Source organism: Nonomuraea maritima (assembly GCF_900100395.1).
GTDB lineage: Bacteria > Actinomycetota > Actinomycetes > Streptosporangiales > Streptosporangiaceae > Nonomuraea > Nonomuraea maritima.
The window spans coordinates 481497-506199 of record NZ_FNFB01000001.1 but is presented as its reverse complement, the minus strand read 5'-3'; the positions used below and the strand labels follow the sequence as shown (position 1 = coordinate 506199).

25 protein-coding genes are annotated in these 24703 nt (G+C 70.7%); 12 read left to right on the top strand and 13 right to left on the bottom strand.

Annotated elements, in window-relative coordinates; all coding sequences use genetic code 11:
- Positions 1 to 4 precede the first annotated feature (4 nt).
- Both BLR04_RS02395 and BLR04_RS02390 read right to left on the bottom strand, forming a co-directional pair.
- On the bottom strand, positions 5 to 1318 hold the full coding sequence (locus BLR04_RS02395) for an MFS transporter (protein ID WP_218128693.1): 1314 nt from the start codon (positions 1316 to 1318) through the stop codon (positions 5 to 7).
- Between the two features lie 111 nt (positions 1319 to 1429).
- The gene (locus tag BLR04_RS02390; protein WP_090759029.1) at positions 1430 to 1675 is read right to left on the bottom strand and encodes a DUF2630 family protein; all 246 of its coding nucleotides are present in this window, start codon (positions 1673 to 1675) and stop codon (positions 1430 to 1432) included.
- 38 nt (positions 1676 to 1713) lie between these two features.
- On the opposite strand from BLR04_RS02390, the gene ddaH (BLR04_RS02385) reads away from it, so the two are divergent.
- Both ddaH (BLR04_RS02385) and leuA read left to right on the top strand, forming a co-directional pair.
- Complete coding sequence (ddaH, locus tag BLR04_RS02385) at positions 1714 to 2475, top strand: dimethylargininase (RefSeq protein WP_090759027.1); 762 nt, start codon at positions 1714 to 1716, stop codon at positions 2473 to 2475.
- 163 nt (positions 2476 to 2638) lie between these two features.
- Positions 2639 to 4345, top strand: a complete 1707-nt coding sequence (gene leuA / locus BLR04_RS02380; RefSeq protein WP_090759025.1) for a 2-isopropylmalate synthase — start codon at positions 2639 to 2641, stop codon at positions 4343 to 4345.
- Positions 4346 to 4561: 216 nt separating this feature from the next.
- Here leuA and BLR04_RS02375 read toward each other — a convergent pair whose 3' ends face one another.
- Positions 4562 to 5254 (bottom strand): TetR/AcrR family transcriptional regulator, encoded by a 693-nt coding sequence (locus BLR04_RS02375; RefSeq protein ID WP_090759023.1) that lies wholly within the window; start codon positions 5252 to 5254, stop codon positions 4562 to 4564.
- 118 nt (positions 5255 to 5372) lie between these two features.
- Between BLR04_RS02375 and BLR04_RS02370 the strand changes: the two genes are divergently transcribed.
- The 3 genes from BLR04_RS02370 to BLR04_RS02360 are packed head-to-tail and all read left to right on the top strand — an operon-like array spanning position 5373 to position 7524.
- On the top strand, positions 5373 to 5726 hold the full coding sequence (locus BLR04_RS02370; protein ID WP_090759021.1) for a YrdB family protein: 354 nt from the start codon (positions 5373 to 5375) through the stop codon (positions 5724 to 5726).
- 2 nt (positions 5727 to 5728) lie between these two features.
- Entirely contained in the window at positions 5729 to 6640 is a 912-nt protein-coding gene (locus BLR04_RS02365) for an NAD-dependent epimerase/dehydratase family protein (protein ID WP_090759019.1), read from the top strand.
- Positions 6637 to 7524, top strand: a complete 888-nt coding sequence (locus BLR04_RS02360) for a Gfo/Idh/MocA family protein (protein ID WP_090759018.1) — start codon at positions 6637 to 6639, stop codon at positions 7522 to 7524. The genes BLR04_RS02365 and BLR04_RS02360 overlap by 4 nt, the downstream gene beginning before the upstream one ends.
- Here BLR04_RS02360 and BLR04_RS02355 read toward each other — a convergent pair.
- Genes BLR04_RS02355 through BLR04_RS02340 form a run of 4 tightly spaced genes read right to left on the bottom strand, consistent with a single transcriptional unit; the run spans position 7508 to position 11890 of the window.
- Entirely contained in the window at positions 7508 to 8332 is an 825-nt protein-coding gene (locus BLR04_RS02355) for a trypsin-like serine peptidase (RefSeq protein WP_176902897.1), read from the bottom strand. The genes BLR04_RS02360 and BLR04_RS02355 overlap by 17 nt on opposite strands.
- Before the next feature lie 58 nt (positions 8333 to 8390).
- Positions 8391 to 9395, bottom strand: coding sequence for an acetamidase/formamidase family protein (locus tag BLR04_RS02350; RefSeq protein ID WP_090759014.1), 1005 nt, complete (start codon positions 9393 to 9395; stop codon positions 8391 to 8393).
- On the bottom strand, positions 9392 to 10759 hold the full coding sequence (locus tag BLR04_RS02345) for an APC family permease (protein ID WP_090759013.1): 1368 nt from the start codon (positions 10757 to 10759) through the stop codon (positions 9392 to 9394). The genes BLR04_RS02350 and BLR04_RS02345 overlap by 4 nt, the downstream gene beginning before the upstream one ends.
- Before the next feature lie 51 nt (positions 10760 to 10810).
- Positions 10811 to 11890 (bottom strand): substrate-binding domain-containing protein, encoded by a 1080-nt coding sequence (locus BLR04_RS02340; RefSeq protein ID WP_090759011.1) that lies wholly within the window; start codon positions 11888 to 11890, stop codon positions 10811 to 10813.
- Between the two features lie 47 nt (positions 11891 to 11937).
- On the opposite strand from BLR04_RS02340, the gene BLR04_RS02335 reads away from it, so the two are divergent.
- On the top strand, positions 11938 to 12384 hold the full coding sequence (locus BLR04_RS02335) for a MarR family winged helix-turn-helix transcriptional regulator (protein ID WP_090759009.1): 447 nt from the start codon (positions 11938 to 11940) through the stop codon (positions 12382 to 12384).
- A 162-nt stretch (positions 12385 to 12546) separates the two neighbouring features.
- On the opposite strand, the gene BLR04_RS02330 is transcribed toward BLR04_RS02335, so the two are convergent.
- Positions 12547 to 13824: a Glu/Leu/Phe/Val family dehydrogenase gene (locus BLR04_RS02330; RefSeq protein WP_090759007.1), complete on the bottom strand. Its 1278-nt coding sequence runs from the start codon at positions 13822 to 13824 to the stop codon at positions 12547 to 12549.
- 214 nt (positions 13825 to 14038) lie between these two features.
- On the opposite strand from BLR04_RS02330, the gene BLR04_RS02325 reads away from it, so the two are divergent.
- Positions 14039 to 15592, top strand: a complete 1554-nt coding sequence (locus BLR04_RS02325; RefSeq protein ID WP_176902896.1) for an alkaline phosphatase D family protein — start codon at positions 14039 to 14041, stop codon at positions 15590 to 15592.
- A gap of 5 nt (positions 15593 to 15597) precedes the next feature.
- Complete coding sequence (locus BLR04_RS02320) at positions 15598 to 16317, top strand: class I SAM-dependent methyltransferase (RefSeq protein ID WP_090759005.1); 720 nt, start codon at positions 15598 to 15600, stop codon at positions 16315 to 16317.
- Positions 16318 to 16437: 120 nt separating this feature from the next.
- On the opposite strand, the gene rocD is transcribed toward BLR04_RS02320, so the two are convergent.
- From rocD to BLR04_RS42225, 5 genes are all read right to left on the bottom strand, one after another.
- Positions 16438 to 17652, bottom strand: a complete 1215-nt coding sequence (rocD, locus tag BLR04_RS02315) for an ornithine--oxo-acid transaminase (RefSeq protein ID WP_090759004.1) — start codon at positions 17650 to 17652, stop codon at positions 16438 to 16440.
- A gap of 1 nt (position 17653) precedes the next feature.
- Complete coding sequence (gene ddaH / locus BLR04_RS02310; RefSeq protein ID WP_090759527.1) at positions 17654 to 18451, bottom strand: dimethylargininase; 798 nt, start codon at positions 18449 to 18451, stop codon at positions 17654 to 17656.
- Positions 18452 to 18578: 127 nt separating this feature from the next.
- Positions 18579 to 19061, bottom strand: coding sequence for an Lrp/AsnC family transcriptional regulator (locus BLR04_RS02305; RefSeq protein ID WP_090759002.1), 483 nt, complete (start codon positions 19059 to 19061; stop codon positions 18579 to 18581).
- 125 nt (positions 19062 to 19186) lie between these two features.
- Entirely contained in the window at positions 19187 to 19906 is a 720-nt protein-coding gene (locus tag BLR04_RS42230) for a DUF5941 domain-containing protein (protein ID WP_090759000.1), read from the bottom strand.
- Positions 19903 to 21438, bottom strand: coding sequence for a CDP-alcohol phosphatidyltransferase family protein (locus BLR04_RS42225; RefSeq protein WP_090758998.1), 1536 nt, complete (start codon positions 21436 to 21438; stop codon positions 19903 to 19905). Before BLR04_RS42225 ends, BLR04_RS42230 begins: the two co-directional genes overlap by 4 nt.
- Before the next feature lie 152 nt (positions 21439 to 21590).
- Between BLR04_RS42225 and recO the strand changes: the two genes are divergently transcribed.
- From recO to BLR04_RS02275, 4 genes are all read left to right on the top strand, one after another.
- A complete protein-coding gene (recO, locus tag BLR04_RS02290) occupies positions 21591 to 22325 on the top strand; it encodes a DNA repair protein RecO (RefSeq protein ID WP_090758996.1) in 735 nt (244 codons plus the stop codon).
- On the top strand, positions 22322 to 23113 hold the full coding sequence (locus tag BLR04_RS02285) for an isoprenyl transferase (protein ID WP_090758994.1): 792 nt from the start codon (positions 22322 to 22324) through the stop codon (positions 23111 to 23113). The genes recO and BLR04_RS02285 overlap by 4 nt, the downstream gene beginning before the upstream one ends.
- A gap of 314 nt (positions 23114 to 23427) precedes the next feature.
- Positions 23428 to 23802: a hypothetical protein gene (locus BLR04_RS02280; protein WP_090758992.1), complete on the top strand. Its 375-nt coding sequence runs from the start codon at positions 23428 to 23430 to the stop codon at positions 23800 to 23802.
- 9 nt (positions 23803 to 23811) lie between these two features.
- Positions 23812 to 24693 (top strand): hypothetical protein, encoded by an 882-nt coding sequence (locus BLR04_RS02275; RefSeq protein ID WP_090758990.1) that lies wholly within the window; start codon positions 23812 to 23814, stop codon positions 24691 to 24693.
- Positions 24694 to 24703: the final 10 nt, after the last annotated feature.

Sequence of the window (24703 nt, the reverse complement as noted above, 5' to 3'; positions counted from 1 at the left end):
TAGGTTAGACGCGCTCGGCCACCGCCGCCTCGGCCGCCTGCTCGGCGCGGGAGAGGGCCACGTCCCTGGTCTCGCGCATCGTCAGGTAGACCACGAGGGACACGGCGGCGCAGCCGGAGACGTACCAGAAGAAGCCCGACTCGATGCCGCTGTCCTTGAACCACAGGGCGACGTACTCGGCGGTGCCGCCGAACAGGGCGTTCGCGATCGCGTACGGGAGCGCCACGCCGAGCGCCCGTACGTGCGTCGGGAACAGCTCGGCCTTCACCACGGCGTTGATCGACGTGTAGCCGGTGACGATGACCAGCCCGGTCAGCGAGAGCACCAGCCCGCCGCCGAACCCGCTGACGCCGCCGAGCGCCGTCATGAGCGGGACCGTGCCCACCATCGACCCGATCCCGAACGTGATGAGCAGCGGCCGCCGCCCGATCCGGTCCGACAGCGCCCCCGCCAGCGGCTGCAGGCACATGAAGACGAACAGCGCGCAGAAGCTCACCAGCGTCGCCGTCTCCTTGGCGAGGCCCGCGCTGTTCGACAGGTATTTCGTGAGGTACGTCGTGTAGGTGTAGTACGCGACCGTGCCGCCCATCGTCAGCGCGATGACGAGCACCGCCTCCTTCTTGTGGGCGAGCAGCTCGGCGATCGTGCCGCGCCTGGCGTTCTCGCTCGCGCGCTGCTCCTCGTCGTAGGCCTCGGTCTCCAGCAGGTTGCGGCGCAGGTAGAACACCACGGCGGCACCGAGCGCGCCCACCACGAACGGGATGCGCCAGCCGTAGGAGGCGAGCGTCTCGGCCGACATCGTGTTCTGCAGGACGATCTGCAGGCCGAGGCCGACGAGCTGGCCGGCGGTCATGGAGACGTACTGGAAGCTCGAGGCGAAGCCGCGCCGGCCGGGAGGGGTGGCCTCGGTGAGGTACGTGGCGCTGGCCGCGTACTCGCCACCGACGGACAGGCCCTGCAGCAGGCGGGCCACGACGAGGACGAGGGCGCCGGCGTAGCCCACGGACTCGTACGTGGGGGCGATCGCGATCAGCAGGGCGCTGGCCGACATCAGCGTGACGGTGAGGGTGAGCGCCGCCTTGCGGCCTTTCCTGTCGGCGTAGCGGCCGAGCAGCCAGCCGCCGAGCGGACGCATGAAGAAGCCCACGGCGAAGATGGCGGCCGTGTTGAGCAGCTTGGCGGTGTCGTCGCCCTCGGGGAAGAACGACGCGGCGAAGTAGACGGCGAAGCTGCTGTAGACGAACCAGTCGTACCACTCGACCATGTTGCCGACGGAGCCGCCGGCGACGGCCTTCCACGGCACGCGTGATTTGCTCACGGAGAACCTCCTGGGGGGTGTAGTCGCAGGTCAGAGCCTTACCCCAGAAGGTTGTTCGGGCAAGTGGGCCCGCCGGAGATCTAACCTCCGCTTAACATGCGGATCTCACGTTCACTGCCGGTAGTTCTCCACCTCGTCGGCGGGCCTGGGCGCCGCGTTGTCGGGGTCCTCTCCCACGCCGCGCCTCGCCCGGCGCTGCCGGAGCAGGTCCCAGCACCGGTCGAGGGCTGACTCCAGGTCCGCGATGCGTGCGCGTTCCTCGTCCGAGGTCACCTCTCCCTCGGAGAGCCGGGTACGCAGCTCGTGCTCCTCCGAGACCAGCGAATTGATCCTCGTGAGTATCTCGTCGTCCCGCATGCCCGTGACTCTACTCACCGCGTGATAGAACACGCCCTATGTACGGTATTGCGCTGGTAAGGAAGCCCGGCCCCCGTATCGCCGAGGGCATCGTCACCCACCTCCGGCGCGAGCCGGTCGACCCGGTTCTCGCGGAGTCCCAGCACGACGCGTACGTGGCCGCGCTGGCCGAGGCCGGCTGGCGGCCCGTGTACGTGCCCCCGGCCGACGACCTGCCCGACGGCCCGTTCGTGGAGGACACGCTGGTGGTGTCGGGGGGCCTCGCCGTCCTGACCAGGCCAGGGGCGGAGGAACGGCGGCCCGAGGTCGAGTCCGTCGCCCGGGCCGTACGGGAGCTCGGCATGAAGGCGGTCGCGATCGCGCGGCCCGGCACCCTCGACGGCGGCGACGTGCTGCAGACCGGATCCACCGTGTACGTCGGCAGGTCCGCCCGCACCAACGACGACGGCATCGCCCAGCTCGCCGCCCTGCTGCCGGAACGCAAGGTCGTGCCCGTGGAGCTGAAGGGCGTGCTGCACCTGAAGTCGGCCGTCACCGCGCTGCCCGACGGCACCCTCATCGGCGACCCGCGGCACGTGGACCTCCCCGACCTGCTCGTGCCCGAGGAGGAGGCGGGCTCCCACGTGGTGCCGCTGGGCGGCGACCGCGTCCTGATGGCCGCCTCCGCCCCCCGCACGGCGGCCGCGCTCGAGGCCCGCGGACTGTCCGTGACGACGGTCGACATCTCGGAGTACGAGAAGCTCGAAGGCTGCGTGACCTGTATGAGTGTGCTCGTCGCCGCCCAAGATCTCAGTATCTGAGATCAACGGCAGCGCATCCCGAGACGTCTGGTAACGTGCAAGACATGCTGCGCGGACTCCTTCTTAGCCGCCGCGGCGGGGGCCTCTAGGCCGGCTCCCTCGCCGCGGTGCGAGTCATGCGCGTCGGCCGCTTTCTTCAGCAGACCGACGAGGAGCATCCAGAATGACCGCCCAGCAGCCGAGCCGCATGCCGATCCAGCGCTACCAACCCTTCGAGCCGATCCGGCTGACCGATCGCACCTGGCCTGACCAGGTCATCACCAAGGCGCCCCGCTGGTGCGCGGTCGACCTGCGCGACGGCAACCAGGCGCTGATCGACCCGATGGACCCTCACCGCAAGCTCAAGATGTTCGAGCTGCTGGTACGCATGGGCTACAAGGAGATCGAGGTCGGCTTCCCGGCCGCCTCACAGACCGACTTCGACTTCGTCCGGCAGATCATCGAGGAAGACCGCATCCCCGGCGACGTGGTCATCCAGGTGCTGACCCAGGCGAGGCCCGAGCTCATCGAGCGCACCTTCGAGGCCATCGAGGGCGCCGAGCGGGCCATCGTCCACCTGTACAACTCGACCTCCACCCTCCAGCGCCGCGTCGTCTTCGGCCAGGACAAGGACGGCATCACCGCCATCGCCGTCGAGGGCGCCAAGCTGGTGAAGAAGCTGGCCGACGCCACCGACGTCGACGTGCACTTCCAGTACTCTCCCGAGTCGTTCACCGGCACCGAGCTGGAGTACGCGGTCGAGGTCTGCGACGCCGTCAACGACGTGTGGCAGCCCACGCCCGAGCGCAAGGTCATCATCAACCTGCCCGCCACGGTCGAGATGGCCACGCCCAACGTCTACGCCGACCAGATCGAGTGGATGCACCGCCACCTGCGGTACCGCGACTCGATCATCCTGTCGCTGCACCCGCACAACGACCGCGGCACCGCCGTGGCCGCCGCCGAGCTGGGCTACATGGCGGGCGCCGACCGCATCGAGGGCTGCCTGTTCGGCAACGGCGAGCGCACCGGCAACGTCTGCCTGGTCACGCTGGGCATGAACCTGTTCTCCCAGGGCGTCGACCCCGAGATCGACTTCAGCGACATCGACGAGATCCGCCGGGTCACCGAATACTGCAACCAGCTGCCCGTCCACCCGCGCCACCCGTGGGGCGGCGAGCTCGTCTACACCGCCTTCTCCGGCTCCCACCAGGACGCCATCAAGAAGGGCTTCGAGCACCTCGAACGCGACGCCGCGGCGGCGGGCGTGCCGGTCGACGAGTTCACCTGGGCAGTGCCCTACCTGCCGATCGACCCGAAGGACATCGGCCGCACGTACGAGGCGGTCATCCGGGTCAACAGCCAGTCGGGCAAGGGCGGCGTGGCCTACATCATGAAGGCCGACCACCAGCTCGACCTGCCGCGCCGGCTGCAGATCGAGTTCTCCAAGGTCGTGCAGGCACGCACCGACAGCGAGGGCGGCGAGATCACCCCCGCCCAGATGTACACGATCTTCCAGGACGAGTACCTGCCCAACCCGGCCAACCGGTGGGGCCGGATCAGCCTGATGGCCCACCGCTCCGAGTCGACGATCGACGGCAAGGACCGCATCAGCGCCGACGTACGCGTCGACGGCGAGATCCGCGAGATCGAAGGCGCGGGCAACGGCCCGATCTCGGCCTTCATCGACGCGCTCGCCGGCATCGGCACCCACGTCCGCGTCCTCGACTACGTGGAGCACGCGATGAGCGCGGGCAGCGACGCCAAGGCCGCCTCCTACCTGGAGTGCGAGGTCGACGGCAAGGTGCTGTGGGGTGTGGGCATCGACGCCAGCACCACCACCGCCGCGCTCAAGGCCGTGATCTCCGCGGCCAACCGAGCCGCCCACTGATCTCCCCCAGCCCGCCTTCCGGGCCCCGCACGATCTGCGGGCTCGCCCGGGCACTCGTGACGCGCCCACAAGGCACCTCACCCCCACCGCGCCCATAAGGCACCGGACACCACGCTCGACCGCGCCCTCCCACCAGGGGAGGCGCGGTCGAGCCGTTTTCATGCTCATCTCGCGGCTGTCGCGACGTCCGTGCCCCGAGCAGTGCCGGGGCAAGCGTCACTGAGCAAGGCCGAGGGTGGTGGCCGCCAGGCTCATGGCGTGGTCGAAGGCGCTGCGGTGGTGCTGGAGCGTGCCGGTGAACTGGCCGAAGACCTCGAAGCTGAGCCACCCGTACAGCGCGGTCCAGGACAGGACGGCCTGCCAGATCGCGCGGTCAGGAACGCCCGGCATGTGCTCGCGCAGCCCGGCGACGTCCGCGTCGAGCTCCGCGGGCGGGTCGGTCGCCGGCGGGGTGAGTGCGCCCGCGCTCCAGGCGTCGGAGACGATCCGGCCCAGCACCGCCACGTCGCGCACCCGGGCCGCGACGGTGTCCTGCGGGGCGTGGTAGCCGGGCACGGGGGAGCCGTAGAGCAGGGCGTACTCGTGCGGGTGCGCCACCGCCCAGTCGCGCAGGGCGTGGCAGGCGGCCATCCACCGTGCGCGGAAGTCGTCGCGCGGGCAGGCGGCCTCGGCCTGCTCGACGGCCTCCCCGACGGCGTTGTAGGCGTCGATGATCAGCGTGGTGAGCAGATCATCGCGGCTCGGGAAATAGCGGTAGATGGCGGACGACACCATGCCCATCTCTCGCGCAACGGCCCGCAGCGACAGGCCGCCGGCGCCTTCCGTGGCGAGCTGACGTCGCGCGATGTCGGTGATCTCCCGGGTGAGTTCCGCCCTGACACGTTCCCGGGCGCTGCGACTGGCTGTCATGCGTGCAGCCTAACAGAGCGGTGAAAGAAAACGAGAGCACTGCTCTTGACGATTGGCGCTCTGTTGAGAGAGCATTGCTCTCGAACGAGAACGCCACAGCCCTTCAGGAGCGCCCCTCATGCTTGCCGCCGCCAAGAACCTCAACGCTCTGCTGATGTTCGTGCTCGAAGTCGCCGTGCTCGCCTCCGTGGGGTACTGGGGCTTCACCGTGAGCTCCAACTGGGGCCTCAAGCTGCTGGCGGGCCTGGGCGCGCCGACGTTGTTCATCACCGTCTGGGCACTGTTCGCGGCGGGTGGCGGCGAGAACGCCATCTACCCGCTCACCGGCCTGGCGCGCGCCGCACTGGAGATCATCTGGTTCGGCGGCGGCGCCCTGGCTCTGTACGCCGCGGGCAGGACCGTTCCCGCGGTCGTCCTCGCGGCCCTCTTCGTCGTCAACGCGGTACTCCGCATCATCTGGAAGACGGTTTGATCATGGGTAAGCATGTCGTCGTCGGATCCGGCCAGGTCGGCACGCACCTGGCCCGCAAGCTCCTCCAACAGGGGCACGAGGTCACGGTCGTGACCAGGTCGGGCAGTGGTCCCGACGGGGCGCGCAAGGTCGCCGCCGACGTCGCCGACCGGGAGCGGCTCACCGAGGTCACCCGGGGGGCCGACGTCCTGTACAACTGCGTCAACCCGCAGTACCACCGCTGGCTCACCGACTGGCCGCCGATGGCCGCGTCGTTCCTGGCCGCCGCCGAGGCCACCGGCGCCGTCCTCGCCATCCTCGGCAACCTCTACCCGTACGGGCCGGTCTCGGCGCCGATCACGGAGGACCTCCCGCTCGCCTCCACCAGCCCCAAGGCGCAGGTACGGGCGCGGATGTGGACCGACGCGCTGGCCGCGCACGAGGCGGGCCGGATCAGGGTGACCGAGGTGCGCGGCTCCGACTACTACGGTCCTGGCGCCAGCGACCAGTCCTACCTCGGCGACCGCTTCCTGGTGCCGCTGCGGGCCGGGCGGCCCGTCATGCTTCCCTGGCCGGCCGACATGCCGCACAGCTGGACCTACCTGCCGGACGTGGCCGAGGCGCTGATCGTGGCCGGCTCCGACGAGCGGGCCTGGGGCCGCGCCTGGCACGTGCCCACCGCGGAGCCGCTGACGTTCCGGGAGATAGGGGAGCGGATGGCCGCCCTGCTGGGTTGCCCGCCGCCGCGACTGGTGACGCTGCCGTGGCCGGTGGTCAGGGCGGCCGGGCTGTTCTCGTCGATGCTGGGAGAGTTGCGGCACGTCCGCTACCAGTTCGTCGCGCCGTACGTGCTCGACTCCTCGGCCTTCCAGCGCACGTTCGGCGTCGTACCGACCACGATCGAGCAGGGGTTGAAGGCTACGCTCGACGGGTGAAGATTGCCATGATCGGCCTCGGCGACATCGCGGAGAAGGCCTACCTGCCGGTACTGAGCGCCCAGCCCGGCCTCGACCTCCACCTGTGCACGCGCGACATCGGGCGGCTGACCCGGCTGGGCGACGCCCACCGGGTCGCCACCCGCTCGACCAGCGTGGACGACGTGATCAAGGCCGGGGTCGACGCGGCCTTCGTGCACGCCGCCACCGCCGCCCACCCCGAGATCGTCGAACCGCTGCTCGCCGCGGGCATCCACGTGTACGTCGACAAGCCCATCGCCTACACGCTGGCCGAGTCGGAGCGCCTCGTCGCCCTCGCCAGGGCCGAGGGGCGCTCGCTCATGGTCGGCTTCAACCGCCGCCACGCCCCCGGCTACGCGGCGCTGGCCACGCTGCCCCGGCACCTGGTCGTCATGGAGAAGAACCGCGACAACCTGCCCGAGCCGGTCCGCCAGGCGATCTTCGACGACTTCGTCCACGTGGTCGACACCCTGCGGTTCCTCGTCCCCGGCCAGGTCACCGCCACGACGGTCCGCACGCGCGTCTCTGACGGCCTGCTCGAACACGTCGTGCTGCAGTTGTCCGGCGACGGCTTCACCGCCCTCGGCGTGATGAACCGGGTGAGCGGGGCGTCCGAGGAGAGCTGCGAAGTCATGGGCGACGGCGTCAAGCGCCGGGTGACCAACCTCGGCGACGTCGTCGACCACCGGGGCGGCGAGACGCTGACCCGCAGGCCCGACTGGGTGCCGGTGGCCCGGCAGCGCGGCATCGAGCAGATCTGCCTGGAGTTCCTCGAGGCCGTGCGCGACGGCCGCCGCATCGACGCGGGGGACGCGCTCGCCACCCACGCGCTCTGCGAGGAGATCGTCAGCCAGGCCGCCTGAGCCGCATCTCGCGGTCGGCCCTGGCGAGAAGTTCCTGGAACGGCCTGGTGCCCAGCCGGGTCAGCACGGTGTAGCCGTGCGCGTCCTTCATGGGGCTGGAGGACGACACGACGCCGGCCACCGCGCCGCCGTACAGCGCGGGGCCGCCGCTGCCGCCGGCGGCGGCGTGGCAGTTGTGGGTGACCATCAGCCCGGGGCCCTGCTTGACCGCCTCGACGGTGTCGCCGACGCAGCGGTAGAGCGAGGTTCCGGGGTAGCGCCGTCCGACGGGGTAGCCGAGCAGCTCCAGGCCGCGCAGGGCGGTGCCCCTGCGGGTCGGCATGGCGCGCAGCCCGCGGCCGGTGACCGCCTCCAGCGGCTTGTCGCCGCGCGCGACGCCCACCAGGCCGACGTCGTACGGCAGCAGGTCGGCGGAGTACGGCTGGTGGTGCCAGCGGGGCGGCACCCACGCGTCCACGGCCTGCCAGGCGCCGAGCGGCGGCCGGCCCCGGTCGAAGGCCGGCAGGAAGGTCAGGCGCTTGAGCATCCGGCCGTCACGGTAGATGCAGTGGGCAGCCGTCAGCACCAGGCTCCGGCTGCGCGAGTTGATCACCGTCCCTCCGCACTGGACGTCGCGGTTGCTGACCGGGTCGGTGCCGAGCAGCACCCCGGTCAGCCGCCGCGGGCCGACGTACGGACGCGGGACAGGCGCGTAGCCGAGACGGTCGCCATGGGGAGTGAGGATGTGAGGGTCAGCGACGTCGCCCTGGGACACCTCGGCGACGGCGGCGGGGTCGAGCAGGGCCAAAGACAGCACCAACCTGAGCACGATCACACTCTACGGGGACGATGATCAGTGCTCTGACCTGCGAGGTCAATCGTTTACCTCAACTTGTGTAGGCCGAACCCAGGGCACGCAACCGGGCGTGCGCGGAGTCGTAGACACCCGTGGCTCCGAGGTACGCCTTGGCCATTTTCGCGACCATCGTGTAGTTGGTGTCGCACACGTTGCCCACCGGCGCCTGCCCGGCCTGGCTGACGAGCTGGTAGGCGTCGAGGGTGTCGAGCCCGGTCAGCTCCGAGGTCCAGGTGACCAGGTCGTGCTGGCTGATCCGGTAGGCGTCCTCCAGCGGCCTGGCCGAGCCCGTGGACATCAGGTGCAGGTCGTCCTCCAGCCGCGGCCACGGCGTGGCCACGCCCTTGATCAGCTCGACCGCGACCACGGTGTTCATGGCCGACTCGACCGCGGTGCCGCACACCTCGCCGTGCCCCTGCAGACCGTGGCCGTCGCCGATCGAGAACAGGCCGCCCTCGACGTTGACCCCGAGGTAGACGGTGACGCCGGCGCGCAGTTCCGGCGTGTCCATGTTGCCGCCGTGCGCGTCGGGAGTGATCGTCATGCGCGCCTCGTTCGCGGCCGGGGCCACGCCGACCGTGCCGTGCATGGGGTCGAGCGGCAGCTCGACGTCGAAGTCGCTGTTGCGGGCGTGGTAGACGGCCACGCCCTTGGCCACGTCGATGTCGTAGCGCCAGACCCGTTCCTCCAGCGGCGGCTGGAGCATGGCCGTGGTGTGGGTGCCGGTCAGCGCGCCGAAGTGCGGGAACGTCGTGGAAACCGCCCAGTCGCGGGCCGGGGTGATCGAGATGAAGTGCAGGGCGAGCGTGTCGCCCGGCTCGGCCCCCTCCACGTGGAAGGGCCCGGTCACCGGGTTGAGGTACGGGAACTCGCACACCCGCGACGGCAGGTCGTCCAGGTCGCGGACCCGGCCGCCGAAGCAGTCCTCGGTGTACAGCTCCAGGATCGTGCCCGGCCGCACCTTGGCGAGCGCCGGGCGCCCGCCGAAGGTGAAGCTCAGCTCTTCGGGCTTGGGACGGAACGAGACGACGTTCACTGAGCCTCCGAGGGAAGGACGGGACGGCGGCCGGCCGCGTAGGAGAATCCGAGAACGACCAGGCCGATGAGCAGCCAGATGCCGCCCACCCACTGGGCCGCGACGTTCTGGTTGATCACGACGGAGACCAGGACGACGAAGCCGACCGCGGGCACGACGAGGTGCATCCAGTAGTTCTTGCTCCGCTTGCGTACCACGTAGTGCACCACCACGGCGATGTGCAGCAGCAGGAAGGCCGCCATGGCGCCGAAGTTGACCAGTGAGCTCAGCTCGTTGATGCCGTCCACCCTGGCGCTCATGAAGATGCCGATGACCAGCGAGATCCCGGCCACGAGGAAGGTCGCGTTCACCGGCACCTGGTGCTTGGGGTCGACCTTGGCGAGGAAGGAGGGCAGCTGCCGGTCCCGGGCCATCGCGTACAGCAGGCGCGACGTGGCGGCCTGGGCGACCAGCGAGTTGGCGAAGCCCCAGGCGATGGCGGTGGCCACGGCGGTGAGCACCGACAGCCACGGGCCGCCGGCGAACTCGGCCATGGTGTAGAACGCCTGTCCGGCGCTGTCGCCGTGGGCGATGAGCTCCTCACGGCCCGGGGTGAGCAGCGCCGCCATCCAGGTCTGCGCGACGAACAGCACGGCGGCGAGGCCGAGCGCGGCGATCATGGAACGGCCGAGCCGGCGGGCGTCCTCGCGGTTCTCCTCCGCCAGCGTCGAGATGCCGTCGAAGCCGAGGAACGACAGCACGGCGACGGACGCGGCCGCGAACACCACGCTCAGGTGGAACGACGAGGGCTCGAAGAACGGGGTGAACGCGCCGGTCTGCGCCTTGCCCTGCGTGAGCGCGATGCCGCCGACGATCAGGAAGATCGCCAGCACCACGAGCTCGGCCACCAGCATGACGCGGGTGATCTTGGCGGTCATCTGGATGCCCAGGTAGTTGACCACGGTGTTGAGCGCCACGAACGCCACCAGCCATAGCCATACCGGGATCACCGGGATGAAGGTGTGCATCGCCACGCTGGCGATCAGGTAGAGCAGGGACGGGATGAGGATGTAGTCGAGCAGGATCGCCCAACCGGCGATGAAGCCGACAGGGGCGGCGATGCCGCGTCCCGCGTAGGTGTAGACCGATCCCGCCATCGGAAAGGCGCGGGCCATCTGGGCGTACGACAGCGCGGTGAACGCCATCGCGACCAGCCCGACGACATAGGCCATGGCGACCATGCCATGCGAGATCGCAAAAACATTACCGAAGATGCCGAAGGGGGCGATCGGCACCATGAAGATCAATCCATAGATCATCAGGTCGGCGAAGCCCAGGCTTCTCTGGAGTTCCTGGCGATAGCCGAACTGTTCGATCGAGCTCATGCTGGCTCCTAGCTGCGTGTCTGGCGATATGCACCTTAGAGCCAAATTTTTCTATTGAAAAGGTTTCTCCAGAAAGAATTGCAATCCGTCCGCCCTGCCGAGGTGGACGAGGTGCCTCACCTGACGGTTGCGCAGCGTCAGCGTGCCCCGCGCGCTGGCGATCGTCGTGCCGTCTGACACGGCGTCCAGCGCGGGCACCGCGAGCGAACTCGCGCGGGCCACCAGCGCGGCCAGCATGGCGATCGCCTCGTAGCAGCCGTGGCCGTGGGCGTTGAGCATAGGGGCCTCGGGGCCGAACCTGGCCGTGTAGCGCTGCGCGAAGCGGACGCCCGCCTCGGTGGGCAGGCCGCGGAAGTAGCCCATCGACGCGTACAGCAGGCCGGTGGCGTCGCCGCCGATGCCCAGCAGGCCGTGCTCCTCGAGCGCGCCGCACAGCCGCACCGCCTTGAGCCCGGCGGCGGCGTACGCGCGGTTGAACGCCACCAGGTCGCTGCCGATCAGTGTCAGCAGGATCGCGTCGGGACGTGCGTCGGCCACCCGTCCCAGCTCCCGCACCGCCTGGCCGTGCCGGACGAGGCTCTCGCCCACCACCGTGGCCCCGGCGTCGCGCAGCTTCCGGCGGGCGCGGGCGTGCGCCAGGCGCGGCCAGATGTAGTCGTTGCCCATCAGGTACCAGCGGCGGGCCCGTCCGGTGCCGGCCAGCCAGGCGATGCCGGGCCCGAACTGCCGGTCGGGGGTCTCGCCGAGGAAGTAGACGCCCGGCGCCTGCCCCCCGCCCTCGTACGGCGGCGCGTAGACGAACGGGACCCGCCCGGCGATCGCGGCCACCACCGCGAGACGCACGTCACTGGCGTGCGCGCCCGCCACGGCCTGCACCGCGCCCGCCGCGACCAGCCCGGCCACCTCCGCAGCCACCTCGCCCGCGGGCCGCCCGCCGTCGACGAGCACCAGCTCGAGGGTCCGGCCGAGGACGCCGCCCCTGGCGTTGACCTCCTCGGCGGCCATGAGGGCGCAGTTGATCGCGCACGGACCCATCAGGCCGAGCACCCCCGACACGGGGACGACGAGAGCGATTCTCACCTGGTCGGAAGGAAGGAGCCGCGCTTCGAGCGGGTCGACAATCGCCGCCACGTTACGAGTATGCTCCTGGGTAACCCCCTGACGAAAGGACCGCCTGGATGACCGTCACCGGCCTCGGGTCCTCACTCGCCTATCTGCTCAGCCGTGCGGAGCGGGGCGTCAACCGCGGCCTCGCCGTGGCACTGGCGGGCGAGGACGTCACCGTGGAGCAGTGGCGCATCATGCGTGCACTCGCCGACGGCCGTGGCGAGTCGATGGGCGAGCTGGCCGAGGCGGTGCTCATGCCGCACCCGACCCTGACCAAGGCGATCGACCGGCTCATCGACCGGGCCCTGGTCTACCGGGGGCCGTCGAAGGGCGATCGGCGGCGGGTGGCGGTGTTCGTCTCCGAGCGCGGCGCCGAGCTGCTCGCCCGGATCGACGGAGCGGTGGCCGAGCAGCAGGGGGCGATCGCGCTGGCCCTCGGCCCCGACCGCACCGCCCGGCTCATGAGCGACCTCGAGGCCCTGGTCCAGGCCCTCGACGAGACCGAGTCCAAGGCCTGACGGCCCCGGTCGGGGCGAACACGCCCACGTGGTGCTGGTCGCCACCTTCCTGCTGGTCGCGGCGGCCCTGGCCCCTGCGAGCCGCCGCGGTGGGTGCTGGCCGGCCGACTCGTCGGCAGCCGGCACCCGCTCAGGTGACGGGCATGCCTGCGGTGCGGCGTGTCACGGGTAGAGGCCGCGCATCTGGTGGGCGTCGGCCACCCGGCCTACGCCGATGACGTGCGCCGCCTGGCGCAGCGTCATGGCGCGCTCGGCGGCCACCGACCGTACCTCGGTGAAGGCGTTCAGCAGGAGGTCGCGCATCTTCCCCTCGACCTCGCCGGCGCTCCACGAGTACGCCTGCATGTTCTGCACCCACTCCAGGTAGGACACGATCACCCCGCCCGCGTTGGCGAGGATGTCGGGCACGACCGTGGTGCCGGACGCGGCGAGGATCTCGTCGGCCGCGGGTGTCGTGGGCCCGTTGGCCCCTTCGACGATCAGCCGGGCGCGGATCCTGGGCGCGTTGACCTCGGTGATCGCCCCCTCCAGGGCGGCCGGGACGAGCACGTCGACGTCGAGTTCGAACAGGTCGTCGTGGCTCATCGCGTCACCGTGGTGGAAGCCCCGCACGCCGCCGGTCTCGGACACGTAGGCGCGCAGCCGGGCGATGTCGAGCCCGCCGCGGGCGTGAACGGCGCCCGTGACGTCGGAGACCGCCACCACCTTGCAGCCGGCGTCCGACAGGTGCTGCGCGGCGAGCGCGCCCACCTTGCCGAAGCCCTGCACGGCCACGGTGACGCCCTCGGGCGAACGGCCGAGCGCGGCCAGCGCCGCGATCTGCACGCCGAGCGAGGTCGCCCCCGAGCGGCCGAGCGAGCCGCCCAGCGTGGCCGGCTTGCCGGTGACCACCCCGGGCACCGCGTAGCCCGCGCTGACGCTGTAGGTGTCCATGATCCACGCCATGGTCTGCTCGTCGGTGCCGACGTCGGGCGCGGGGATGTCCTTCTCGGGGCCGATCAGCGGCATGATCTCGCTGACGTAGCGGCGGGTGAGCCGTTCGAGTTCGCGGGTGGTGAGCCCGGTCGGGTCGACGGCCACGCCACCCTTGGCGCCGCCGTACGGGATGCCGACGAGGGCGCACTTCCACGTCATCCACATGGCGAGCGCGGTGACCTCGTCGAGGTCGGTCGTGGGATGAAAGCGCAGGCCGCCCTTGGCGGGCCCGCGTGAGACGTTGTGCTGGACGCGGAATCCCTGGACGACGTCGAGCCGGCCGTCCTCGCGGCGCACCGGGACCGAGACGGTCAGGGAGCGGCGCGGCGTGGCCAACATCGTGCGGAGCCCGTCGTCGAGCCCCAGGTGTTCGGCGGCCTGGTCGAGCTGGTGTAGAGCGGAGTCGAGCGTTTGACGGCCCGGGGGGATCAGGGCCGGCGTCGTTGACGGCACCATGATGCTCATGGAAGAGAATCCTCCTGTTTGTACGCCCGTTTTATGGGAAAGGCGCCATTGCCTTCCCTATTTGGGCGATCTTGTTACGATCATCCTAGAGCGGGGCGTTTTACCTTGCCTAGTAATTGGTCGAAATCCAGGCCGATGACCGAGTGCTGTCCGTCCCTGCCACCTTCGCAGCCTCGCGAGTAAAGTGTGCCCGGATCGTCGAACAGGGGGTTGGATGCCCGCACTCGTGGTTGGGCCAATGCTGCGATACGTCGACTCAGGCAGCGCTTCGATCTGGGTGGAGACCGCCGAACCCTGCACGGTCGCCGTCGAGGCGGACGGCAGGACTTACCGGTCGCCTACCTTCACCGTGCACGGTCACCACTATGCGATCGTGGATCTCGTCGAACTGTCCCAGGATATCGCGTCGTACTCGGTCAGCCTCGACGGGGAGCAGGTATGGCCGGTGGCGGGTCGGCCGCCGAGCCGCATCAGGCTGCTGCCCCCGCAGGGCGCGCGCCGGTTGGCGTTCGGCTCCTGCCGCACGAGCGTCCCGCACGACGCCTCGAGCGTCCGCACCCACGGCCACGACGTGCTGCGTGCCTACGGGCGCACCCTCGCGGAGGCCGACGAGGACGACTGGCCCGACCTGCTGCTGCTCCTCGGCGACCAGGTCTACGCCGACAGCCCCTCGCCCGAGATGCTTGACTACATCCGCTCCCGGCGCGACACCGAGCCCCAGGACGAGATCGCCGACTTCGAGGAGTACGCCGAGCTCTACCGCCGGGCGTGGACCGACCCCGAGATCCGCTGGCTGCTGTCCACCGTGCCGACCGCGATGATCTTCGACGACCACGACGTCCGCGACGACTGGAACACCTCACAACCCTGGCGCGAGCAGATGGCCGCGACGCCGTGGTGGCGGCGCCGGGTGGTGTCCGCGCTCGGCGCGTACTGGGTCTACCAGCACCTCGGCAACCTCTCGCCGGCCGAGCGGGCCGAAGAGCCGCTGCTGCGCGCGCTCCTGTCGGGTGAGGGTGACGCCGACGCGGCGCTCGACGCGTTCGCCGAGAAGGCCGACACCGAGCCGAGCAGCAACCGCTGGAGCTACGCCCGCGACCTCGGCCCCGCCCGTCTGATCATGGTCGACACCCGCTGCGCCAGGCAGCTCACGCCCGGCGACCGCCGCATGCTCGACCCCGCCGAGTGGGAGTGGCTGGAGGAGCAGGTCAAACGGCCGGCCGAACGGCTCATCATCGGCTCTTCTATCCCGTTCCTGCTTCCCGAGGGCGTCCACGGCGTGCAGGGCTGGAACGAGGCGCTGTGCGACGGCAGGTGGGGGCCGCTGGTGCGGCGGTGGTCGGAGAAGTTCCGCCAGGCCGTCGACCTGGAGCACTGGGCGGCCTTCCACAAGTCGTTCGACGACCTGTCCCGGTTGCTGGTCGAGGCGCGGCGGCCGGTGCTGATCCTCTCCGGCGACGTGCACTTCTCCTACCTGGCCGAGGCCCGGGTAGGGCGCATCCACCAGATCGTGTGCTCGCCGATCCGCAACCCGCTCGGCCCGCTGCTGCGCTGGGCCAACGTGGTCACCCAGTTCGCCGTCGCGACGCTGGTCGGCGGCCTGCTCGCCCGCCTGGCGGGTGTGCCGCGCCCGCTGTTTCGATGGCGCATCACCAAGGGCCCCTGGTTCCAGAACGCCGTCGCCACGCTCACCCTGCCGGGCCGCGTCACCTGGTACACCACCGACGGTGAATCCGTCCAGCCCATGGGTTCTGCCGATCTACCCTGACCCTCATGTACGTTGACCCCCTCGCCGCCGCCGTACCGTTCTACGACCTCCTGCACGAGGACGGGCACGTGCCCCTCGTCCGCGAGCTGCTGCCGCCGCTGCTGGACGGGGTGCGGCACGGCGTCCTCGAGATCGGCGCGGGCACGGGGCTGGTCACCGAGGTCATCGCCCGCTCGGCCCCCGGCGAGATCTACGCCCTGGAGCCGTCGCTCGGCATGCGTTCCGTGCTGCTGTCGCGCCTCGCGGCCGATCCGCCGCTGCGCCGCCGGGTGACCGTCCTGCCGTGCGGCGCCCTCGACGCCGACGTGGACGAGCCGGTCGACGCCGTCGTGATGATCTCGGTGCTGCAGAACTTCCCCGCAGCCGAGCGGGCCGGGCTGTGGGAGGTGCTGGCCCGGCAGCTGCGGCCGGGCGGGCGGCTGGTGTTCAACTGGCGCGACCGCGCCGCACCCGTGCCGGGCGGGCTCGAGCCGATCGGCTCGTACGAGGTCGGGCGGCACACGTACGAGGTCGCGGCGCAGGTGCTGGACGTCGCGGGGGAGAGCGTCACGTCCCGGTTCGTGTACCGGGTCAGGCAGCGCGGGGTCGTGATCAGCGAGGAGGAGACGATCGGCACGAACCACCGGCCGCCGGCGGCGGTCCTCGCGACGGAGCTGAAGGAGCGGGGTTTCACCTGGTCGCCGGCCCCCGACGGCATGCAGCTGTGGCAGCTGCCCGGTGCCTGACCGGCCACCCGGACGGTGACCGGGCGCCGTCGCGGCGCCCGGTCATGGACGCCCGAGGAGCGTCTCCCTGGACGGGGCCCGGCCCCGTGCGGTGGGTGGGGCCGGGCCGGGTGACCGTGACTACGAGGTCTTGAGCTCGTAGATGGCGTCGGCGAGCTGGTCGATCGCCCAGAGCAGGTCGTCCTCCGAGACGACGATGGGCGGAGCCAGGCGGATCGTCGAGCCGTGGGTGTCCTTGGCCAGCACGCCGCGCTTCATCAGCGCCTTCGACACCTCGCGGCCGGTCGCGATCTCGGGATCGATGTCGACGCCCGCCCACAGGCCGCGCCCGCGGACCTCGACGACGCCCTTGCCGACCAGCTCGCGCAGCCGCGCGTGCAGGACCTCGCCCAGCTTCCCGGCCCTCGCCTGGTACTCGCCGGTGTTCAGCAGCTCGATGACGGCGATGGCGACCGCGCACGCCAGCGGGTTGCCGCCGAACGTGGAGCCGTGCTGGCCCGGGTGGATGACGCCGAGCACGTCGCGGTTGGCGGCGACGGCCGAGACCGGTACGACGCCGCCCCCGAGGGCCTTGCCGAGCACGTAGATGTCGGGCACGACCCCTTCGTGGTCGCACGCGAACGTCTGCCCGGTGCGGCCGAGACCCGACTGGATCTCGTCGGCGATCATCAGGATGCCCTCGGCCGTGCACAGCTCGCGCACGTCGGTCAGGTAGCCGTCCTGCGGCACGAGCACGCCGGCCTCGCCCTGGATCGGCTCGACCAGCACGGCGACGGTGTTGGCGTCGATCGCCTCCCGGATCGCCTCCGCGGAGCCGTACGGGACGATCCGGAAGCCCGGCGTGTACGGGCCGAAGTTGTCGTGCGCGTCGGGGTCGGTGGAGAAGCTGATGATCGTGGTGGTCCGGCCGTGGAAGTTGCCGTCCATCACGATGATGTTGGCCTGGTCGGGCTCGACGCCCTTGACCTCGTACCCCCACTTGCGGGCCACCTTGATGGCGGTCTCGACGGCCTCGGCGCCGGTGTTCATGGGCAGGACCAGGTCCTTGCCTGTCAGGTCGCCGAGCCCGGCGCAGAACCGGGCGAACTGGTCGTGGTAGAAGGCCCGGCTGGTCAGGGTGAGCCGTTCGAGCTGCTCCTTGGCGGCGTCGATGATCTTCTGATTGCCGTGGCCGAAGTTGAGCGAGGAGTAGCCGGACAGGCAGTCGAGGTACCGCTTGCCGTCGACGTCGGTGACCCAGGCGCCGTGCGCCTCGTGGATCACGACAGGCAGCGGATGGTAGTTGTGCGCGCTGCGGCGCTCGCTCACTTCGATCAGCTCTGCGCTGGTGATCATGTCAGTTGTCCCCCCTGATCTCCAGTGTGCAGCACTTGGGTCCGCCACCCGCCTTGCGCAGCTCCGACAGGTCGACGGGGATCACCTCGTACCCGCGCCGCTTGAGCTCCAGCTGGAGGTCGGCGGCCTCGGCGTTGATCACCACGTTGGTGCCGTCGCTGACCGCGTTGAGCCCGAGCACCTCGGCGTCCTCGGCGGTGGCGAGCACCGCGTCGGGGAACATCCGCCGCAGCACTTCCTGGCTGCCGGGGGAGAACGCGCCCGGGTAGTACGCGACGTTGTGCCCGTCGAGCGGGAACAGTGCCGTGTCCAGGTGGTAGAAGCGCGGGTCGACCAGGGTCAGGGAGACCACGGGACGGCCCAGGTACTCCTGCGCCTCCAGGTGGGCGACGACGTCGGTGCGGAACCCGGTGCCGGCCAGGACGACGTCGTCGAGGGTCAGGAAGTCGCCCTCGCCCTCGTTGACGTGGGTCGGCTCCATCGCCGGGTAGCCGCGCTCGGCGAACCAGCGCAGGTATGCGGGGCCCTCGGCGGCGCGCTCGGGGAAGGCGAAGCGGGCGCCGTACACCTTGCCGCCCACGACCAGGGCGCCGTTGGCGGCGAACACCATGTCGGGCAGGCCGTCGATCGGGTCGATCAGGCTCACCCGGTGACCGAGCTCCTCGTACGCCGCCTTCAGACTCTCCCACTGACGGACCGCCAGGTCACGGTCCGCGCCGGCCTCGGGGTCCATCCACGGGTTGATGGCGTACTCGACCGCGAAGTAGTCCGGGCGGCACATGAGGAAGTGTTTGGGCATGCAGGGCTCCATCACGTCAATGAGCAGGGAAGATTTCCGCACAGAAGGGATGGAGACAGAGTAGAAATGTCGGATTATGCACGCCAAGAGGGCGGCATTGCGTGTTGACGCGAGTCTGTTGCGACTTTCAGCTGATGACAGGTGATTCGTTGCGCGTGTCCGGGACGGCTCCTGGAGGCGTGTCCACGAGCCTCGACAACACGATGGAACTCTTGGTCCGCACCACGAACGACTCGGCCGCGATGCGCTCGATCACCCGCTCGACGTGGCGCACGTCGGTGGCCCTGATGTGCAGCAGCGCGTCGGCCTCGCCGGTGATCGTGGCCGCCGCCACCACCTCGGGGAAGCGGGTCACGGCCAGCGCGATGTCGGACGGCTTGGTCTTGCCCTGGCAGAACAGCTCGACGTACGCCTCCGTCGTCCAGCCGAGCGCCTGCGGCGCCACCCGCGCGCTGAAACCGGTGATCGCACCCGTCTCGCGCAGCCGGTCGACCCGCCGCTTGACGGCCGACGCGCTCAGGCCCACCTGCTGGCCGATCTCGGCGTAGGTGGCGCGGGCGTCGTCGACGAGCGCCGCGATGATGTCACGATCGAGCCGATCCAGTTCCACGCGCCCCTGTATACCGCCTGGCCAGCCCGGCGCGCGACGCGGCAGGCCCGAAGCGGCAGGGCTCGGGAACGACGAGCGGCGCCGCACCAGTGGTGCGGCGCCGCAGGAGGAAGCGACGGAGGCGCTCAGCCCTTGTCGGCCTCGCCGGTGGCCTGCTCCATGACCTCTTCTGGAGAGGCCTCGAGGTCCTGCTCGGCGTCGGCGCCGGCCTGGGCGGACGCCTTGTCGAGGCGCACCCAGCTGGTCACGCTCTCGACGGCGAACAGCACGAACAGGTAGGCCGTCAGCACCGCCAGCACCGGTGTGAGCACGCCGAACGCCGCGCCCACACCGATGATCAGCAGCCGCAGCTCCCAGCCGAGGCCGGCGCGGAACACCCAGGCGGGCGGCCAGATGCTCTGGCGGGTGCGGTAGACGGTGTCGTAGGTGTGGTAGCCGATCACGTAGACCAGGACGAACAGCAGCCACTTCGGCGCGTCGGCGGCGAGGCCGACCGCGATGATGGTGAAGAACTCGGCGGCGCGCACCAGCGGCGCGGTGAGCCAGTCGAGGCGGCCGAGGTGGTCGCGCGGCGCGGTGGGCAGCACGAGCAGCAGCACGATCGCGACCGGGACGAGCAGCACGGGGCCCGGCTTGAGCACGCCCGCGACCGCGACGGCGATCACGGCCAGCAGGGCCACGAGCGTGGCGGGTGTGGGGGACAGGCCAGAGCGGAGCTTGCCGGCGAGAGCGGTGGCGAGGGGGCCGTCGTCACGGTAGGCGACGAGGCGGGCTGTCTGGATGCGGCGGCGCTCCTCGTCGGGGTCCGGCGTGGGGGTGGCCATGGCCTGCGGGTGGGTGATCATACGAGCGACCTCATGAGGCGTCCGGTGAGGGTGTAAGCGGCAGCGACGGAGCCCCAGATCACCAGGGTGATGAAGGTGATACGGGCGTCGAAGAGGGCGGCGGTGATCGCGATGGCCGCGAACCGCTCGCCGATGGGGAACACGATCATCTTGCGTGCCCAGTGGACCGCCCGGAACCTGCCGGCCTTGGTCCATGCCTTCAGCACGGCCCGCAGACCCTGGTCGCGCTCGACCTTCCGGCGTACGAGCGCCTGACGCAGCTCGCGGTCGTCGGGAGCGTCGAGCGAGATCGTCGGCAGCTTGGCCGGGGGCTTGCGGCGGTTGGAGGCGCCGAAGGAGAAGTCGAGCAGGTGCCGTACGGACTGCAGGCCGAGGGCGGCGAGCGCGAGGATCCAGATGTCGTCGCTGTTGCCCGCGACCACGTAGCCGATGGCGAGCCCGGCGAAGACGACGTACTCCTTGAACCGGTCGAACGTGGCGTCGAGCCACGCGCCCAGCACGCCGAACTTGCGGGCGTAGCGGGCGACCTGTCCGTCGACGCAGTCGAAGACGAACGCGAAGTAGATCAGCACGCCGCCGAGCACCATCCACGGCCGGTCGCCGGTGGCGAACGCGGCCGCGGCGGCCACGCCGAGCGCGATCGAGATCATCGTCACCTGGTTGGGCGTGAGCCCGCGCCGGGCCGCCCAGCGGGCGATGAACCGGCTGTAGGTGGAGACGAAGAACGTGGTGAAGAAGCCGTCGGCGCCCTTGACCGCGTGGTTGAGCCGGGCGCGGTCCTCGTTGATGCCGACGATCTCGGCGCCCGCCTCGTTGACCTCCTCCTGGGTGGTCACGCGGCGGTAGAACAGGTCGCGGCGGCCGCGGATGCCGACCGACACGCCGTTGCGCACCAGGCCGAAGACGATGAGCTGCACCAGGTCGTCGTCGGGGCCGAAGCGGTCGGCCATGTCAGCGAGTGCGCGGCACGTCTCGGCCAGGATCGGCGCGTTGCGCGCGCTGACGTGGAGGGGACCGAGGACGACACCGTTGGGCCGGGTCACGGCATGGGTGGCGGTGCCGACGGAGACCACGCGGTTGGACTTGCCGATGCGGACGCGGACGGGCAGCCCCTCGACGCGGTTGTGACCGATCTCAGGTTCGGCCTCGTCGACGGGGATGCGCTCGACGACGGTGTCGTCGAGCTGGTCGCTGTCCTCCTCCTCGGTCGCCTGAGGACGCGGTTCTTTCGCGACGAGCGCCAGCGCACCGCGCTTGGTCTTGGTGATCTGGTAGATCAGCTCGTCGTGGACGACCGAGTTCTCCGGGATGATGAAGAGGCTTTCCGATGCGGACTCGGCGACATCGGCCACGGCGCGCAGAGCCGCGGCCACGTCACCCGACGGGATCGTGGCGAAGCGGGGATCCATGGCGGCGAGCTGACCGTGCAGTCGCTCGGCCACGGTGGGGTTGCCGGGCAGTGCGGCCAGCCTCAGGCCAGTCGGAGAGATGTCGGGGCCGGGCGAGGCGCCCAGCAGGACCACGCGGGTCATGACTCCCTTTCGAGGCGGTAGCGGGGGGTTGAACACCGGGTAATGCGGGGACAGAGGTCAAAGTCTAGTGAGACGGACGTAAAGTCGTGCCACTGGAGCATCCCGGTGCCGTCCGGGCCGCCCGTGACACCGGGCGGTCGTAAGATGTCCGAATGAGTCTCTACCGTGACGAAGGCGTGGTCCTGCGCACGCAGAAGCTCGGTGAGGCTGACCGGATCATCACCATCCTGGCCAGGCGTACCGGCAAGATCCGGGCCGTGGCGAAGGGCGTCCGGCGCACCACCTCGCGCTTCGGAGGCCGGCTGGAGCCGTTCACGCACGTCGACGTGCAGCTGCACACCGGGCGCACGCTCGACGTCGTCACGCAGGCGGAGACGATCAGGCCCTACGGAGAGGCGCTGGCCAGCGACTATCCCCGCTACACCGCCGGCAGCGCGATGCTCGAGACGGCCGACCGGCTGACCCACGGTGAGAAGGAGCCCGCGCTGCGGCAGTTCCTGCTGCTGGTGGGCGGGCTGCGCACGCTCGCCGAGCGCGAGCACGAGGCCAGGCTCGTCCTCGACGCCTATTTCCTGCGCTCGCTGGCCGTGGCGGGCTACGCCCCCGCGCTGGAGGCCTGCGCCAAGTGCCAGGCCCCGGCGATCAGGGCGTTCGCCATCGTGGCCGGTGGCGTGGTGTGCGGGGCGTGCAAGCCGGCCGGCGCCGTCGTCCCGGCAGGTGAGACGATCAGGCTCATGACGGCGCTGCTGCGCGGCGACTGGGCCACCGCCGACGCCTCCGAGTCACGCCACCGCGGTGAGTGCAGCGGGCTCGTCGCCGCCTACCTGCAGTGGCATCTCGAGCACGGCATACGCTCTCTTCGACACGTTGAAAGGGAGCCAGTGTGAACGTACGTCCTCCGACCCCGCACCCGTCCGGCGCGATCCCGCCGCCGATCCCCGGCGATCTCGTGCCCCGCCACGTGGCGATCATCATGGACGGCAACGGCCGGTGGGCCAAAGCGCGCGGGTTGCCCCGCACCGAGGGGCACAAGGCGGGCGAGGCCTCGTTGTTCGACGTCATCGAAGGAGCTCTCGAGCTGGGCGTCCCCTATCTCAGCGCCTTCGCGTTCTCCACGGAGAACTGGCGGCGCTCGCCCGACGAGGTGCGCTTCCTCATGGGGTTCAACCGCGATGTCATCCGGCGGCGGCGTGACGAGCTCAACGCCATGGGGGTGCGCGTCCGCTGGGCGGGCCGGCCCGGCCGGTTGTGGAAGAGCGTCATCGGCGAGCTGCAGGCCGCCGAGGAGATGACCGTCGCCAACACCAAGCTGACGCTGCAGTTCTGCGTCAACTACGGTGGCCAGGCCGAGATCGTGCAGGCCGCGCTCAAGCTGGCCGAGGACATCGCGGCCGGACGGGTCAAGCCGTCGAAGGTCGACGAGGACGTGTTCGCCCGCTATCTCGACGAGCCCGAGATCCCGCCGGTCGACCTGTTCGTGCGCTCGTCGGGTGAGCAGCGCATCTCCAACTTCCTGCTGTGGCAGTCGGCGTACGCCGAGATGGTCTTCCTCGACCGGCTCTGGCCCGACTTCGACCGCCGCGACCTGTGGGAGGCGTGCGAGATCTTCGCCAAGCGCGACCGCCGCTACGGCGGCGCCATCCCCAACTCGGTCACCCCTGCCGACCGCCGCTAGCCGCCGCCCCCGCCGCGCGGATTCTCGTCGGACGGTCTCTCCGCCCGTCCAGGAGCAGACATCGGCGGCGTGGCCGCCGACCCTCGGCCCTGAAGGTGGACGTTTCCCGCCCACCTTCAGGGCTCCTGAGCGGCGCGTTCCCGGCCTGGCCCGGCGGACGGGGACACGGAGCACCTGCTCGGACAGTTCCTGCGGGCCCGCCACGGCATGCCGGTCGGCGCGCGCCGCCGGCCGGCCGCTTCCCCCCGCAGGACCGCCGCAGCGCGGTTAGGATCTTCCTCGTCGTACGATCCGCGCGCGTCGGAAGGCGAGCCGTGTCCGCTCAGCCCGACCAGGAGCAGGCATTGGCGGCGTTCTGCGCTGCCGTGCCGCACTTACGGACGTTGTTACGCGGCCCCGCCTCGGCCGGCCGCCGAGCCCTCATGGCGCAGGTGTTGCGGGCGGCCCGCCGCGGCGAGCCCGTCGGTGCGCTGCTCGACCAGCTCGGCATCGACACCGTCCCCGCAGCCGAGGAAGTGGACACCCGATCCGCCCTGCCGACCCCGGTCGACGGCGAGCGCAGGCCGATCACGGGCGTGTATGTGTGCCCGAAGGAGACCTGTACGCGCGTCGTGCACCGCGAGGCCGACGCGGAGGTCCCGAGCTGCGAGATCCACGAGCAGGCGCTGCGTTTCTCGGCCGAGGGGTGAGCGCGCGCCATGACGGGCTTCCTCGCCGAACTCGGCAAGAAGGTCGCGGAGCGGTGGGTCGCGCTGCTCGTCCTGCCGGGGCTGGTGTTCACGGCCGTGGCCGCGGCGGCGCTGGTGCTGGGGCAGCGCGACTGGGCCGACACCGCACTGCTGTGGCGCAGGCTCCTCGCGCTCACCGCGGCGGCCGGCGCCCAGCAGGACGGCCCGCTGCGCACCGTCGTGGTGCTGGTCGGGCTGCTCGTCGCGGCCACGGCCGGCGCGTTCGTCGCCAGAGCGCTCGGCAGGCCGGTCGAGCACCTGCTGTCGGGCCGCTGGCCGTTCTTCGCGCGCCGGGCGGCGAGAGCGCTCACCGAGCGGCGGCGCGGGAAGTGGCGGCGGCTCGACCGGGAGTACCGCGACGCCCTGGACGGCGGTGATCACCCCCGCCTGGGCGAGCTCGCGGAGGCCAGGAACGCTGTCGCTCTCACCGAGCCTCGCTGTCCCACCTGGATCGGCGACCGGCTGCACGCTCCCGCGCGGCGGACGAGCAAGCAGTACGGCCTCGACCTCACCGCCGCCTGGCCCCGGTTGTGGCTGCTGCTGCCCGACTCGGCGCGCGAGCCGCTCACGGAGAGCCGGCGGCGGCTCGACGAGGCGACCGTGCTGGGCGGATGGGCCGTGCTGTACGCGGCGCTGGGCGTGGTGTGGTGGCCGAGCGCCGTCATCGGGCTGGTCGTGGGCCTGGTCGCGTGGCGGCGGTCGAGGGACGCCGCCGAGGTGTACGCCGAGCTCGTCGAGGCCACGGTCGACGTGTACCTGCACGAGCTGCTGGAACGGTTCGACGACGAGACCCGGCCGGTCCGGCCGGCTCGCGGGAAGACGGTCAGCGAAAGGTTCAGGAAGTCCACCTAACTGCGAGGCG